Source organism: Adlercreutzia sp. ZJ176, from assembly GCF_011038975.1.
Taxonomy (GTDB): Bacteria; Actinomycetota; Coriobacteriia; order Coriobacteriales; family Eggerthellaceae; genus CAAEEV01.
Window position 1 is genome coordinate 79,830 of the sequence record NZ_JAAKEC010000013.1, and the last position, 14,993, is coordinate 94,822.

At 65.8% G+C, this 14,993-nt stretch carries 9 protein-coding genes; 7 read left to right on the plus strand and 2 right to left on the minus strand.

Translation table 11 applies throughout. The features are described from left to right. The first annotated feature begins 21 nt into the window (after positions 1 to 21). Positions 22 to 3,603: an aminopeptidase gene (locus G7Y50_RS08335; RefSeq protein WP_165052754.1), complete on the plus strand. Its 3,582-nt coding sequence runs from the start codon at positions 22 to 24 to the stop codon at positions 3,601 to 3,603. Between the two features lie 156 nt (positions 3,604 to 3,759). Here G7Y50_RS08335 and G7Y50_RS08340 read toward each other — a convergent pair whose 3' ends face one another. Next, entirely contained in the window at positions 3,760 to 4,689 is a 930-nt protein-coding gene (locus tag G7Y50_RS08340; RefSeq protein WP_165052757.1) for a LysR family transcriptional regulator, read from the minus strand. A 799-nt stretch (positions 4,690 to 5,488) separates the two neighbouring features. Here G7Y50_RS08340 and G7Y50_RS08345 point away from each other — a divergent pair. The 6 genes from G7Y50_RS08345 (at position 5,489) to G7Y50_RS08370 (ending at position 12,682) form a co-directional block, all read left to right on the plus strand. After that, the gene (locus G7Y50_RS08345) at positions 5,489 to 6,826 is read left to right on the plus strand and encodes a phenylacetate--CoA ligase family protein (protein WP_165052761.1); all 1,338 of its coding nucleotides are present in this window, start codon (positions 5,489 to 5,491) and stop codon (positions 6,824 to 6,826) included. Between the two features lie 2 nt (positions 6,827 to 6,828). Then, positions 6,829 to 7,482 carry a LysR family transcriptional regulator substrate-binding protein gene (locus G7Y50_RS08350; protein ID WP_165052764.1) on the plus strand — a complete coding sequence of 218 codons (654 nt, stop codon included), beginning with the start codon at positions 6,829 to 6,831 and terminating at the stop codon, positions 7,480 to 7,482. A gap of 48 nt (positions 7,483 to 7,530) precedes the next feature. Next, positions 7,531 to 8,700 (plus strand): 2-oxoacid:acceptor oxidoreductase family protein, encoded by a 1,170-nt coding sequence (locus tag G7Y50_RS08355; protein ID WP_165052767.1) that lies wholly within the window; start codon positions 7,531 to 7,533, stop codon positions 8,698 to 8,700. Continuing rightward, positions 8,697 to 10,121 (plus strand): pyruvate ferredoxin oxidoreductase, encoded by a 1,425-nt coding sequence (gene porA, locus G7Y50_RS08360; protein ID WP_165052770.1) that lies wholly within the window; start codon positions 8,697 to 8,699, stop codon positions 10,119 to 10,121. Before G7Y50_RS08355 ends, porA begins: the two co-directional genes overlap by 4 nt. A gap of 2 nt (positions 10,122 to 10,123) precedes the next feature. After that, complete coding sequence (locus G7Y50_RS08365) at positions 10,124 to 11,041, plus strand: thiamine pyrophosphate-dependent enzyme (RefSeq protein ID WP_165052773.1); 918 nt, start codon at positions 10,124 to 10,126, stop codon at positions 11,039 to 11,041. Positions 11,042 to 11,158: 117 nt separating this feature from the next. Next, on the plus strand, positions 11,159 to 12,682 hold the full coding sequence (locus tag G7Y50_RS08370; protein WP_165052776.1) for a sodium:alanine symporter family protein: 1,524 nt from the start codon (positions 11,159 to 11,161) through the stop codon (positions 12,680 to 12,682). A gap of 101 nt (positions 12,683 to 12,783) precedes the next feature. Here G7Y50_RS08370 and G7Y50_RS08375 read toward each other — a convergent pair whose 3' ends face one another. Further along, complete coding sequence (locus tag G7Y50_RS08375) at positions 12,784 to 14,172, minus strand: CCA tRNA nucleotidyltransferase (protein WP_165052778.1); 1,389 nt, start codon at positions 14,170 to 14,172, stop codon at positions 12,784 to 12,786. Positions 14,173 to 14,993: the final 821 nt, after the last annotated feature.

Sequence of the window (14,993 nt, forward strand, 5' to 3'; positions counted from 1 at the left end):
GGGAAATGAAAGGCAAGACACATGTCCGAGATAAAAGAGTACGTCGCCCATCTGTCGCAGACCATCGGCCCGCGTCCCGCGGGAACCGAGGAGGAGCAGCAGGCGGCGCTCTACCTCGCCGAAGCGCTTCAAAGCGAAGCGACGCTCACTGCCTCCGTCGAGGACTTCAACTGCAACCCTGACTTCGGCATGCCGCGCGCCATCTGCGCCGGCGTGGCGGCCCTCATGGCGCTCCTCGCGACGATAGTACCCGTCATGGTCATTCCGGCCCTGATCATCACGCTGGTCACGGCGGCTCTCTTCGCCGCCGAATCATTGGGGAAGCCCGTTGTCTCGCGTCTGCTCAACCGCGGGGTCAGCCAAAACGTCGTGGCGAAATATGAGCCGACTTCAAGTGAGGCCGCGCGCCGGCGCCGCAAGATCATCCTGGTGGCCCATTACGACAGCGGAAGGGTGCAGAAGGGCCTGACGGCGCCGATCCTCTCGGCGTTGCCCTACATCCGCTGGGCTGAGCTTGGCGCGATGGTTCTGATCCCCTTCCTGCTGCTCATTCGGCTTGTCACGTCAGCCGAGGGCGGCCTGTCGGTCTTCCTCAGCGTGCTCACCGTGATTGCGCTGATTGTGGCGGTGCTGCCTCTGGTTGCCTTCGTGATGGACCGCACGGCGCCCTATAACGAGGGCGCGAACTGCAACGCTGCGGGCGTGTCGGTGCTCATGGAGGTTGCCGCGCGCATCGGCCGCGGGCGCGTCTCGGAGGAGGAGCTTGCCCGCCAGGAGGCGGTCATGCATGGCGAAGATGCTGCGCTGGCCTCGGGGTTCATCCCCGCCGGCGCCGAGCTTGACTACGACGAGCCCGCTTTCGACCTTGCTTCTGACGAGTCCCCTGAGGCGCGCCTGCTCGCCGCCAAGGCGGCTGTCGCCGCTCTTTCTGGGCGCCCCGTGAGCGAGACGATCAACATTGACATCGCTGACAAGCTCGTTCAGGTGAAGGAACCGCCCGTGGCGTCTGCTTCGGACGAGGACATGCGCGCGCGCCGCGAAGAGGCGATCGACGCGTTTGCCCCCGTGGAAGTTGACGTTGTCGCTGATCAGGGGGCGAACCATGAAGAGGCTGCCGCCGCTGGGATAACCGAGGAGGCTGTCGCTGCGGCGTCTGCGGGCATGGCTGCTGCGAGCTCTGCGGCTGTCGTATCTTCGCGTGCTGCTCACGACTCCTCTGACGTGCCCGCCTGGTTCAAGGCTGCCCAGGCGAAGGCCCGCAAGCCCGCTTCCGCGGCGCCCGTGCATCGTTCGCGCTACGCCGAGGCTCTCGACGCTGCCGAGCGCGAGCTTGCGCAGCGCACGCAGCACGTTGACGAGCTTGCCCCCACGGAGGCCGAGCGTCGTCTGCAGAGGATGCGCGACAGCATCCTCGAGGAGCAGGCGTCTGATTTCGAGCAAGTTGCCTCGCTTTTCGAGCGCGGTCAGCAGGCGCAGCAGGATCATCCTGCCGCCGCACAGCCCGTCACCCCCTATGAAGGCGCGCCTCATCAGGCTGCCGGCGTAGAGGGTTTCCTTTCGAGCGTGACCTCGAAGGCCGGGTACGACCCCACCGCCTCAGCTGCGGATGGAACAGTTCCCGCGCCAGCGCCCGTCCGCGCAACGGGAGCTGGCCCTGCCCCTACGGTTGACGCCGGGGGTGCTTCTGAGGTCGCGCCCGAGGTTGCTCCCGTGACCGAGCCCCAGATCGGTGAAGTCATGATTCGCGAGGTCTCTGTCGAGCCTCTGCGCGCTGCGACGTCAGCGCCGCAAGGTCGCCTCGGCCTGCAGGCGGTTCCCGCTGTCCGCGTGCTCGACGCCTCGGCGCTCGAGAGCCTGCCTTCGCCCACTGACGCCTTCGCGGCTGATGGAGCGCCCGTTTCTGTTGATGGCTCATCCGCCTCCGCCGCTTCGCTGCCTGACAGGACCATCTCGTTTATCCCGGTTGCCGTTGACGGCGAGGCGCTCAAGCGCGAGTCGCGCGAGCTCGCGGCGGCTGGGCAGCCGGCCCCGCAGATTCCCGGCTTGCTGGAGAACCCCGCTGCCGGCCAGGCGGAGGAGCCGAAGAAGGCTCGCCGCAAGCGCGCCATCACGCTGCCGAGCTTGACGGGATCGCTCGCGCCGATTGCCGAGCACAAGCAGAACGCGCCGCTTGCTGATCCGTCGGCGCGCGCCCAAGACCTGCGCGGCGCTGTCCCCGCTGTCGCCGGGCTTGATAATGCAGGTTCCTCTGAGGCAACGCGACAGGCGCAGAAGGCGTCGCTGCGTGCGTCGCTCCCGTCCCTTTCGGGTGTTATCGCAGCTCAGAACAGCGCTTCTTCCCATGATCAGGTCGCTCTCGAAGAAGAGGCTCCCTCCAACGTGAGCCAGGCGGGCTCGTTCGCCTCCATCGGCGCTACCGGCGCCTTCGCTCCGGTGGGAGACGAGCTGGTTGAAGATGTCGCGCCTGATGAGATGTACGTTGACGATGCCGATGACTCAGCTTATGAGGAGAGCTACACCGAGACGGGCGCGTTTGCAGGACCGGGATACGTCGAGATGCCGAAGTCGCGTGCGTCTCGGATTCTGGGCAAGCTGGGCTTCGGGCGCAAGAATAAGCAGGAGGAGGTCACGCCGCAGCAGTGGCTCGACGTTGACGACTCCTTTGACGCCCGCGCCGTGGGCAAGGCGCGCGGCGGTTGGGAGAGCTTCCGCGAGGATCAGGAGGCTCCCGACACGTTCGCTGCGGGTTCGCGCGGCTACGATGACTATGATGACTACGCAGATGGCTACGATGAATACGCCGAGTATGACGAATACGAGGACTACGTTGCCGAAGGGGAGGATGCTCCCCGCGCAACGCAGGAGACGATCCGCTGGAATGGCGGCGGGTTCTCCCGCGAGTCGCTGACGCATGCCCTCGTCCGCGTGAAGAGCGTGAAGGAAAAGATTCCCGTGCACGGTGGCGCGCCTGATGAGCGTGCTGCCGGCTACGCTGATGATTATGCCGAAGGCGAAGACGCCTTCTCTTATCCTGCCGGCGAAAGCGAGATGCCGATCACGGCTTCGGCGGGCGCCCCCGTCGATCTGGCCGAAGAGAACCTTGCGGCCCTTGAGGAGATCCGTGCGGAGAACGTTCAGCGCATCTACGGGTTCCGCCATCCCGACATCAACACTGAGGTGTGGTTCGTAGCGCTCGGCGCCGACCTGGCAGGCAACGCGGGCATGGACGCCTTCCTGACGGAGCATGCTGCCGAGCTCAAGGGCTCGGTGATCGTGAACCTCGACGGCCTCGGCGCGGGCGAGCTGACGCTCATCGAGCAAGAGGGGACATATCGCCCGGTCAAGGGCTCGTCGCGCATGAAGCGCTTCGTACGCAAGGCGTCGGCAGCACTCGGCATGAGCGTGGGCACGGGCTCGATGCTGTGGAAGGACAGCGCGACGGCATGCGCGGCGCGGCGCGGGTATCAGACGATGCACCTCGCGGGTATGGAGGCTGGCAAGCCGGCGCTCTACGGCGAGGCGCACGACGTGGCTGACGGCGTTGACGAGGAGACGATGCTCAGGAACGCCGACTTCGTCATGGAGATTCTCAAGAACATCTAGGCGACGAGCGTCTGCGGCCAGCCTACGGTCAGCTTGCGGCTAGGTCGCTGGCGATCGGTGGCGAGGCGGCCGGTGGTCAGCCTGCGCCCAGGCCGTTGGTGCAGCTCGGTATCAGCCTGCGGCCAGGCAGCCGGTGGTTCTTCTGCCGGCGGTCGTCTAGTCGCCCAGATAGGCGTCGACTGTGGGGTTCCCCTTGATCACCTCGCGCAGATTCGCGATGTAGCTCTCGAGCAGCGCGCTCGGTCGGCGCTCGCTGTGCATGATGTAGCCCACCTGCATGCGCGCGGGCGAGTCAAGCGGTATGGAGACGATGCCCGAGAGCATCTCTTCCGACAAAACGCCTGTTGAGAGTGTGTATCCGCTGTAATGCGTCAAAAGGTTCGTCAGCGTGCCGCGGTCGGATATGCGGATGTTCTTCTTGTGCGGGAGGTAGCTGAAAGGCTCCTCGGCATAGTAGAACGAGTTCGTGGTGCCCTGCTCGAAGGCGTAGCGGGGGTAGGGCTCGAGGTCCTCGAGCCGAAGCAGCTCATGCTTCGCTAGAGGATGATTCTCACCTACGAATACATGCACGCGAGCGTCGAACAGGGGGTAGTACGTCACCCCCGCATCTGAGAACGCCTTTTCCAAAACGCGTCGGTTGAATTCGTCCGTGTAGAGGATGCCTGCCTCGCTGCGAAAGGTGCGCACGTCGTCGATGATCTCGCCTGTCGCGCACTCGCGCAAGATGAAGTCGTATTCCGCGCCGTCGAACTGGTCGGCTGTGTTCATGAAGGCCTGCACGCTGAAGTAGTAGTGCTGGGAGGATATGGCGAGGCGCGCGTGATTGGGGCCGCCTGCTGCGTAGCGCTCCTCGAGCATGTCCGCCTGCTCGATGACCTGGCGGGCATATCCGAGCAGCTCCGTCCCGTCGTTCGTCAACGTCACGCCTCGGTTGCTGCGCGTGAATATGGTGATGCCGAGCTCGCCCTCGAGTTCCTTGATCGCCGTGGAGAGGTTCGACTGGGACGCATAGAGGTTGTGCGCTGCGGCGTTGATCGAACCGTACTCGGCGATCGCGATAAGGTAGCGAAGTTGTTGCAGCGTCATGGTTTCCTCTCTCCGGTGCTTCTCGTAGTTTTTCCTTGCGTTCGCTTAAATGGTAGCCGCGCGTGTTTGCGCTTGCGTTTACGCCCATTGCGGCGTGAATGTTTCACGTGAAACATTCACGTTTTCACTGTTTCTGGGTCGCTTGCCAGGTACATGCCGCCTTCCGTTCGCCGCGCTCGCCCTTCTCGCCAGGCATATGCCGCGTTCTGTCCGTTGCGCTCGTCTTTCTCGCCAGGCGTACGCCGCGTTCTGTCCGCCGCACACCGCTCCTCCTCGTGCGCTTCTTCGCCGCACACCGCCCGACGTGCGCCGTCCGTCACATACGCTTCGTCCCGTGGGAACCCTCACTACCAATGTCCATTCGCGCGATCGTGCTCCCTCACCTTCTCGGCGTGTTTAGCGAAACGCGCTTCGTAAAACACGCCCCTCTCTCGCCAGGCACGCCGCCTTCCCTGTGCGCGCCTCCCCGCGCATGCCTCGCGGCGCCACGCGCGCCCTTCTCTCCAGGCGCACGCTGCCCGATGCGTGAGCCCTTCTCTCTAGGTGTCCGCCGCTGCCTGCTGCGCGTTCCGCACTGCATGATAAGCGGAGTTATCGACGCTCCTTATGGCATTCGCAATCTCCATAAACTAAGCTATCTGAATTTAAGATAGTAAAGCATCGAAACATCGAATGACGAGAAAGGTTGTTCGCTTCGCGCTTTCGTGGTTTCATACGACATGCTGGAAAAACACTGCAAGAGCACGCCTTGGCAGGAGCGCGCCGCGCGCCTCCGCGCGCGAAACAAGAAGGAGAGATCATGGCCAAAGACATCCCCTACGACCAGAAGTACTACGATCCCGAGATCGAATGCATGCCGCGTCCCGAGCTTGAGGCCATGCAGCTCGAGCGCCTGCAGAAGATGGTGCAGTACGCCTACGAGAACACCGTGTACTACAAGCGCTCCTTCGACGAGGCGGGCGTGAAGCCAGAGGACATCAAGACCCTCAAGGACATCGAGAAGTTCCCCTTCATCGACAAGAAGACGGAGCGCGAGACGCAGCACGTCGGCAGCTTCTTCGGCGAGATGTGCTCGGTCCCCGAAGAGGAAGTCATCTTCATGGCCACCTCGTCAGGCTCAACGGGCGTCCCCACGGTGAGCCCCTTCACGCAGGAGGACTTCGACCTGTGGCAGGACACCGAGGCGCGCCTGTTCTGGCAGGCGGGCATGCGCCCGAACGACCGCTACGTCCACGGCCTGAACTTCGCGCTCTACGTCGGCGGCCCTGACGTCATCGGCGCCCAGCGTCTCGGCGCGCTCGCCATCTGGGTGGGCGCGGTCCCGTCAGACCGCCTGCTGTTCGTGTTGAAGCAGTACCAGCCTACCGTCATCTGGACGAGCCCCAGCTACGCGTGGACCTTGGGCGAGAAGGCGAAGGAGAAGGGCTACGACCCCAAGACCGATTTCAGCATCCACACCATCATCGTGGCGGGCGAGCCGGGCGGCTCCATCAAGTCCACGCGCGAGGCCATCGAGAACCTGTGGGGCGCGAAGGTGGTCGACTTCTTCGGTCTGTCCGACATCTACGGTGCCTGCGCGGCCATGTGCGAGGCGAAGGACGGCCTGCACATCGTGGAGGACCAGATCCTCGTCGAGACGGTTGACCCGGCCACGGGCGAGGTGCTCGAACCCGGCCAGATGGGCGAGCTCGTGTACACGACGCTCATGAAGAAGGCCCGCCCGATGATCCGCTTCCGCACGGGCGACATCGGCTACGTGTCCACCGAGAAGTGCACGTGCGGCCGCACGCTCGCGCGCATCCACGTCACCGGCCGCAAGGACGAGATGTTCATCGTCGGCGCCGTGAACGTGTTCCCCACGGACATCGAGTACGTGGTGCGCGCCGAGGAGGGCCTCACGGGCGAGTACTCCATCCGCGTGTACGACAAGAACTTCACGACGAAGTACGAGGTCTCGGTCGAGCGCGCGCAGGGCAGCGTCGAGCCGTATGACGTGGTGGCGAAGCGCGTCGAGAACGCGCTCAAGACGCACACGGGCGTGCGCCCCGCCAAGGTTATCGTGTATGATGCGGGTAAGCTGGGGACTTCCTCCGAGCACAAGGCTTCGCGTTTCATCGACGAAAGGCAGGCGAAGTAGCCATGAGCAAGAGCTTTTCCGTTTCAGGGCAGCACTATCTGTTTGACGTGCAGACGTTTGCGCAGGTCGTTCTTGCGGCGGGTGGCGAAGAGTACCACTACGCGCTGTACGACCGCACCACGCAGGGCGTGATCGACGATGTGGTGGCCGGCACGAGCGAACTCGGCGTGATCTTCCAGACCTCCGAGACGGCCGACGCGCTGAACGCCGCGCTCGAGGAGGCGGGATGCGAGTTTCACGAGCTCATCCGCAGCGCGCCGCGCGTGGCCCTGCCGGCGAGCCACCCCATGGTGAACGCCGCGAAGCTGACGCTCGACGACATGGCCGACTACCCGTACCTCTACTTCGACCAGGGCCCCGACGCCCCGGCGGCCTTCTTCGAGGAGGCGCTTGCCGGCGTCCCGCGCGCGAAGTCCATCGCGTGCACCGACCGCGCGTCGCTTTCGGAGCTGATCGTCGCGCTGAACGGCTACACCGTGACGAGTGGCATCCTGGTGGGCATCTCCGACGGCGCGTCGCTCAAGACCGTACCGCTCGACACCGACGTCGACCTGCGCCTGGGGTACGTGACGAAGAAGGGCGCCGCGCTGTCCGACCTCGAGCAGCGCTTCGTCGAGAAGCTCGAGAAGAACCTGGAGAAGTACGCGCGCTTCTAGCCTCTGAGGCTGATCTGGGATGACGAAGTGCTTCAAACAGGGGGACCTATGATCGAAGTTCTATGGCATGGCCGCGGCGGGCAGGGCGCGTTCACGGCGGCGCGGCTGCTCGGCGCGGCGGCGTCGATAGCCGACGGAGCGTACGCGCTGGCGTTTCCGTCGTTCGGCCCTGAGCGCCGCGGCGCGCCGATGCGCGCGTTCACCAAGATCAGCGACGCTCCTATCGGCGACCGCAGCGCCATCGACCGCGCCGACTACGTGATCTACCTCGACGACACGCTCTTGGACGCGTCGGGCGAGGCGTGGCAGCGCGAGCTCAAGTCGGGCGGGCGCGTTCTCGTGAACAGCGTCAAGCGCTACGCCGACGAGCGCATCGTCGCCATCGATGCCAACGGGCTGTCGACGGAGATCTTGGGTCGGGCTATTCCCAACACCGTGTTCCTCGGGGCGCTCTCCGTGTTGTGCGAGAGCGTGAGCGAAGAGAACGTGATCGAGGCAATTCGCCAGTACATGCCGGCGAAGCTGCATGCGAAGAACGAGCGCATCGTCGCTGAGGCGCGCGAGCGCGTTCTCGCGCGCGGCCCGCAGGGCGGGGGAGAAGTCGCCGGAGCCGCTGGGACGGAAGCCAGGGCAGCGGTGGATTCCGCGCGGAGTTCCGAAGGCTTTGAAGGTTCCGAGCGTTTTGGGGGTCCCGAATCTCTCGAGCGCTCCGAAACTCCCGGAACCCCCGAGTCCCCCGAACCCTCCGAAACCCCCGAAAATGTTTCACGTGAAACATCGCGCGTCGCAGACGAGGGTGGGCATGCGGGCGCTTCCGTCTCCGAGACCCCTGACGTCATGCGCGCTTGCGAGCACATCCCCGTGCTGCGCTCCCACTTCGTCGCGCCGCCGAGCCTCGACCCGGCCGAATATGCGCGCACGACCTGCTATGCCGCGGGGCACCTGGTGGCGAAGAACGCAGGCTGGCGCAACGAGCGCCCCGTCATCAACGCCGAGGCGTGCACGGGCTGCTTGCAGTGCTACCTCTACTGCCCCGACGGCACGATCTACAAGACGCCCTCCGCGGCCGCGCACGCCGCGGATAGCCGCAGATCACAAGGCGCTTCCGCCCCCGTCGCCGTTGACTACGACTTCTGCAAGGGATGCGGCGTGTGCGCGAAGGCGTGCAGGTTCGACGCCATCCGCATGATCCCCGAAAGCGAGGCGAACGCCCGATGAAGCGCTTCCTCTCCGGCGACGAGGCCCTGGCCGAAGGCGTGCGCCTCGCGCGTCCCCAGGTCATCTCGGCCTATCCCATCACGCCACAGACCGTCGTAGTTGAGCGGCTTTCCGAGATGGTCGAGTCAGGCCAGCTCGAAGCTGAGTACATCCACGTTGAGTCCGAGCACTCGGCGCTCTCCGCCGCCATGGGCGCCTCCGCCACTGGCGCGCGCACGTTCACGGCGACGTCGAGCCAGGGCCTGCTCTACATGGCCGAGGTCCTCACCTACGCCGCGGGCGGGCGCTTCCCTATCGTCATGATGAACGCCAACCGCGCCACGGCGCTGCCGTGGAACATCTACGGCGACCAGCGCGACTCGCTGGCGCTGCTCGACCACGGCTGGATCCAGGTGTATGCGCAAGACAACCAGGAGGCGCTTGACCTGGCCCTCATGGCCTACGCCATCGCGGAGGACCCACGCGTGAGCACGCCCTTCATGGTCAACCTCGACGGCTTCGCGCTCACGCACACCTACGAGAACGTCGACGTGCCCGAGCCCGAGCAGGCCGACGCGTTCCTCCCGCCCTACCAGACGGGCAACCGCTTCGACTTCGAGCATCCGGTGAACATGGGCTACTCGGCTGGACCTGAATTCAACCGCTACTTCAAGTACGAGGCACATCGCGCGATGCTCGGCGTCGCCGAGGTGATCGCGGAAGTCGAGCAGCGCTTCGCCGCCGCGTTCGGCCGCCGCTACCCCGGCCTCATCGAGGCGTATCGCACCGAAGACGCCGACGCGGTTCTCGTCACGCTCGGCTCCATAGCCGGTCTCGCCCGCGCTTGCGTCGACGAGCGTCGCGCCGCAGGTCAGCGCGTCGGGCTCGTGCGCATCCGCTACATGCGCCCGTTCCCGGCCCGTGAGCTCGCCTGCGCGCTCGCCGGCGCGAAGGCGGTCGGCGTGCTTGAGAAGGACATCTCGTTCGGCGCCGAGGGCACGGTGTTCACCAACGTGAACTCCGCCTTGCACCAGGCGGCGCTGCCGGTTCCCACGCTCAACTTCATCGGCGGCCTCGGTGGCGACGACATCTCGCTCGAGCAGATGGAGCGGGTCTTCGCCACGCTCGAGGACCTCGCCGCCAACGGAACCGCCCCGCGTGATTCGCGCGGCGACTGCGACTCGCCCAGCGCATCCGCCCAGTCACCCCAACCCGCCCAACCCGCCCAACCTGTCGCTCCCAAAAATGTTTCACGTGAAACATCGCGCGTGGTGTTCCTGGGCGTCAACGACGCAGACCCCGCCGCGCAACCCGCGCCGCCTCAACCCAACCCCGCGCAACCTGTCCCTCCGCAACCCGCCCCGCCTCAACCCAACCCGGCGCAGCCCGCTCCATCGGACCTCGCCGTCGCGGAAGCCAACGCCACAGAAGGGGGGCGGTAGCCATGGCAGCCAAGGTCAACGCGCGCACCATCACCGACGACGAGCTCTTCTTCGGCCACAAGGCATGCGCCGGCTGCGGCGGCTCGCTCGCCGTCCGCGCCGCGCTCAAGGTGCTCGGCCCCCACGCGATCTGCGCGCTGCCTGCCGGGTGCATGAGCGCCGTGGGCTTCAACTTCCCGCAGCTCTGCTTCGCGAACAACGCCATCATTACGCCCTTCGCCGCCACGGCGGCGGTCCTCTCCGGCATCGAGGCCGGCCTGCGCGCGCAGGGCAAGAAGCCCGAGGATTGCACGGTGGTCGGGTTCGCGGGCGACGGCGGCACGGCCGACATCGGCCTCCAGGCGCTCTCGGGTGCCATCGACCGCAACGACGACATCCTCTACATCTGCTACGACAACGAGGCCTACATGAACACGGGCATCCAGAAGTCGTCGCTCACGCCGTTCGGCGCGAAGACCACCACCACGCCCGCGGGGCGAAACGCGCACGGCTGCCTCACGCAGAAGAAGAGCCTGTTCGAGATCGTGGCCGCCCACGGCATTCCCTACGCCGCCACGGCGTCCATCGGGTATCTGCCCGACTTCATGAACAAGGTGCAGAAGGCGGCGTCCATCCGCGGCGCCAAGTACATCCACGTGATCGCGCCGTGTCCCACCGGCTGGGGCTGCGGCGTCGACGAGACCGTCGAGATCGCGAAGGAAGTGGTGGACTGCGGCCTGTGGTACCTCGCGGAGTACGAGGGGCCGCAGGTGAGCGGCGTGCCAGGCGGCAAGGTCACGCTCAACCGCGACCCGAAGGAGTTCACGAGCGTCGAGGCCTACCTGCGCCGCCAGGGCCGTTTCCGCGCCCTCACTGACGAGGAGGTTGCCAGCGTGGAACGGGGGCGTGACGAAAAGTGGCGCTACCTGCGCTCGCTGTGACTTCCCAGCCTGCGCCGCCCTCCTCGATGGTAAAATCAGCGAATTAGCGAGCCTGCGCGCGAAGGGGATGCGCGCAGGCACTTCATCCGCAGTTCCGCCGCGCCTAGAGGAGGGCTTATGGACTTCGACGCCATGAACGCGATGCTGATCGACGTCACCGGTGAGATCGACGGCTTCATGTACACCTACATCCTGGTGATCCTGCTGGTGGCAGTAGGTGTTTGGTTCAGCTTCAAGACCAAGTTCGTGCAGATCCGCTACATCAAGGACATGTTCACGCAGCTGCTCGAGAAGAAGCACGTGGAAGGCGGGAAGTCGATCTCGTCCTTCCAGGCGCTCATGGTGTCGACGGCCAGCCGCGTGGGCACGGGCAACATCGCGGGCATCGCCACCGCTATCGCCACGGGCGGCCCGGGCGCGGTGTTCTGGATGTGGCTCATGTCCATCATCGGCGCGGCCTCCGCGTTCATCGAGTCCACGTTGGCGCAGATATGGAAGGTGCGCGCGGGCGACGGCGAGTTCCGCGGCGGCCCGGCCTACTACATCCAGCAGGCGCTCGGCAAGCGCTGGCTCGGCATCGTGTTCGCCATCGCGCTCATCCTGTGCTTCGCCTTCGGCTTCAACGGGCTGCAGTCGTTCAACATGGCCTCGGCGCTCGAGTACTACGTGCCCGACTACGCCACCAACGGCACGGCCATCGCGCTCGGCATCGTGCTCGCGGTGATGACGGCGTTCGTCATCTTCGGCGGCGCGAAGCGCATCAGCATCATCACGTCGATCATCGTGCCGGTTATGGCGTTCGCCTACATCGCGCTGGCTGTGTGGACCACCCTCTCCAACATCGGTGAGCTCCCCGCGGTGTTCGCGCTCATCTTCGCCTCGGCGTTCGACTTCCAGTCGATCTTTGGCGGGTTCGCGGGCAGCGTGGTCATGCTCGGCATCAAGCGCGGCCTGTTCTCGAACGAGGCCGGCATGGGCTCGGCGCCGAACGCCGCGGCGACGGCGAGCGTGTCCCATCCGGTGAAGCAGGGCCTCGTGCAGAGCCTGTCGGTCTACATCGACACGCTGCTCATCTGCACGTGCTCGGCCATGATGGTGCTCATCTTCTACGTGCAGAACCCCGAGCTGGCAACCTCGCTCAACGGCATGCCGCTCGTGCAGATGGCCGTTGACAACGCGGTGGGCGTCGGCGGCATCCACTTCGTCACGTTCGCCATCTTCGCGTTCGCGTTCTCGAGCCTCATCGGCAACTACTTCTACGCCGAGAGCAACCTGCGCTTCATCTTCGGCGGCAACAAGGTCGTGCTGACCGCGTTCCGCGTGCTGTGCCTCGTGGTCATCTTCTACGGCTGCCTGAACAGCTTCGACCTGGCGTGGAACCTGGCTGACATATTCATGGGCTTCATGGCCATCATCAACCTGGTCACCATCCTGTTCTTGGGCAAGTGGGCCCTGCGCGCGCTCGACGACTACACCGCGCAGCGCAACGCGGGCAAGGACCCGGTGTTCGTCGCCGACTCCGTGGAGGGCCTGCCGGCCACGGAGTGCTGGCACGTCTCCGAGCTCGAGGACGTGGGCCCGAACCCGTTCGCCGAGTACCTCGGCGACTCCCTCGACGCCGACTCAACCGGCCTGAAGTAGCCGAAGGGAAGGGGCGGCGAAGGGACGCGGGCGCGCGGGCAAAGGCCCGGCGAAGGGGCGCGGGAGCGCGAGGGCGCGAAGGGAAGCGGCGGCTCAGCCCCTCAGATCATCGTGCGCGCGAGCTCGAGCAGGGGCTCGCGCGCGTTCTTTACCTGCTCGTCCACCACGGCGGAGAGCAGCGCGGCGAGGATCCTGCCCACGGCAGGCCCCTGCTCAACGCCGAGCCCCATGATGTCGTGCCCGCTTACCGCGAGGGCTCGCATCGAAGGCACCTCCTCGGCCTCCAACAGCGCGTCGAGCATGCGTCGTAGCTTCTCGACCTTGCCGACGCGCCCTCTGCCGAACGCTGGCGCCTGCGCGAGCGCATCGGCGCGTTTGAGGTCGCACAACGTGCGGAACAGCACGGGGTCGCCGTCGAGGCGCATGAGCATGCGGCGAATCGCGCGGTTGTCGAGCCTGATTTCGTCGTCGTGGTGGCGGACGAGCTTCATGACCTGGTGTTTGAAGGCGCCGCTCATGAGCAGGCGGTCCATGAGCGCGCCTGCGAGGGCCTCGCTCACCTTCGCGTGCCCGTAGAAATGCTCCACGCCGCCCTCGTCGAAGAACGCCGCCGCGGGCTTTCCCATGTCGTGACAGAGCGCCGCCCAGCGGCCGAGGCGGGTGGGCGGCATGTTCTCGACGGCGTAGGCCGTGTGCTCGAGGACGTCGTAGACATGGTACTTCGTCATCTGCGCGCAGCCCTTCATGGCGGCGAGCTCGGGCAGCACGAACGAGAGCACGTCGACGGTGGCCATGAGCGCGTCGCGGACGTGCGCGCCGAGCAGCAGCGCGTCGAGCTCGTGGGTGATCCGCTCGGTCGACACCTTCGCCAGCAGGCTCTTGTGCGCAAGCATGGCCCGATAGGTGTCCTCGTCGATGCGGAAGCCCAGCTGGGAGCAGAACCGGCAGGCGCGCAGCGTGCGCAGGGCATCCTCCGAGAATCGCTTCTCAGCCTCGCCGACCACGCGGATGATCCCCGCCTGCAAGTCGTCGATGCCGCCGAAGGGGTCGACGAGCCCGCGCTGGGGGTGATAGGCGAGCGCGTTCATGGTGAAGTCGCGGCGCGCGAGGTCCTCCTCGATGGTCGAGACGAACTGCACCTGCTGCGGGTGCCGCGCGTCCTGGTAGGAGCCGTCGCAGCGGAAGGTGGTGACCTCGACGGCATGCTCCGCCTCGTGGTGCGCGTCTGCGGCGGAGGGGACCACCACCGTCACGGTGCCGTGCTTCGCGCCCGTCTCGTAGACGCGCATGCCTCGCGCCGCACAGATGCGCTTCACCTCGGGCCAGAGCGCGTCAGTGGCAATGTCGACGTCGTTGCAGGGCCGCCCGAGCAGCGCGTCGCGCACGTACCCGCCCACGCACCACGCCTCATGCCCCTCTGCCTCGAGCGCGTCGATAAGCGTCATGGCGAAGCCGGGCAGGCGGATGGCGGGTGTGGGGGATGCGTTCATAGGTACCTTTCAACATACGTCCTCGATGCGCTTTCGATACCCGCTATCTTATATATAAAGTAGTTCCATATAAAGCAGTTCCGCGAACAGATCTCGTTGTGAAGTCGCCGCCATGAGGCAGCCCCGCGCGTGCGGTTTGCGAAGTCGCCGCCGTCAAGCAATCTCGTTCGCACGGTTTTTGAAGCCGCTGCTGTCAAGCGGCCTTATCCGTGCGGTTTGCGAAGTCCTGTTTCGACAAATCGCCCGAACCCTGGCCCCGTTCACTCCTTTGGTGTCATCCTGAGCGGAGCGCCCGCAGGGCGCGGAGCCGAAGGATCCGGCCGCAGGCGGGTGGCGCATGCGGGCGCATCGTGCCCGCAACCAGATCCTTCGGCTCGCTCCGCTCGCTCAGGATGACACGGGAGGGGCTCGCCTCGCCCGGCTGGGCGCTGCCGTCCAGGACCTCCGCCTCCCGCGCCCTTGGGGCTTCGCCCCCCGCCCTCCCATGTCCTCGGGGCTCGCCCAGGGCGCTGCTGTGCGCCCTCCCCCCTGGAGTTGTGTCCAAGCTGTGGAGAAGCGCCGGATCGCTTGCAATCCTCGGCGGGGGAGGTAGTATAGACAAGCTGCCTTTCGGAGAGGCGGTGCGCGCCACCCCATGTTGGGACAAAACCGGGATCTTCCCGAAAAAAGTCCTTGACGGCGGGTCGGCGGGCTGGTAAAGTATCTCCTTGCGCGTCTCGCGAGAGGCGCGGGCGGGGAGGCCGCGGGGCGGCCTGCCGCGGGACCTTGAGAACCGGATACTGAGGACATGGAACTCGAATCAGAGTGTGATATGTCAGACG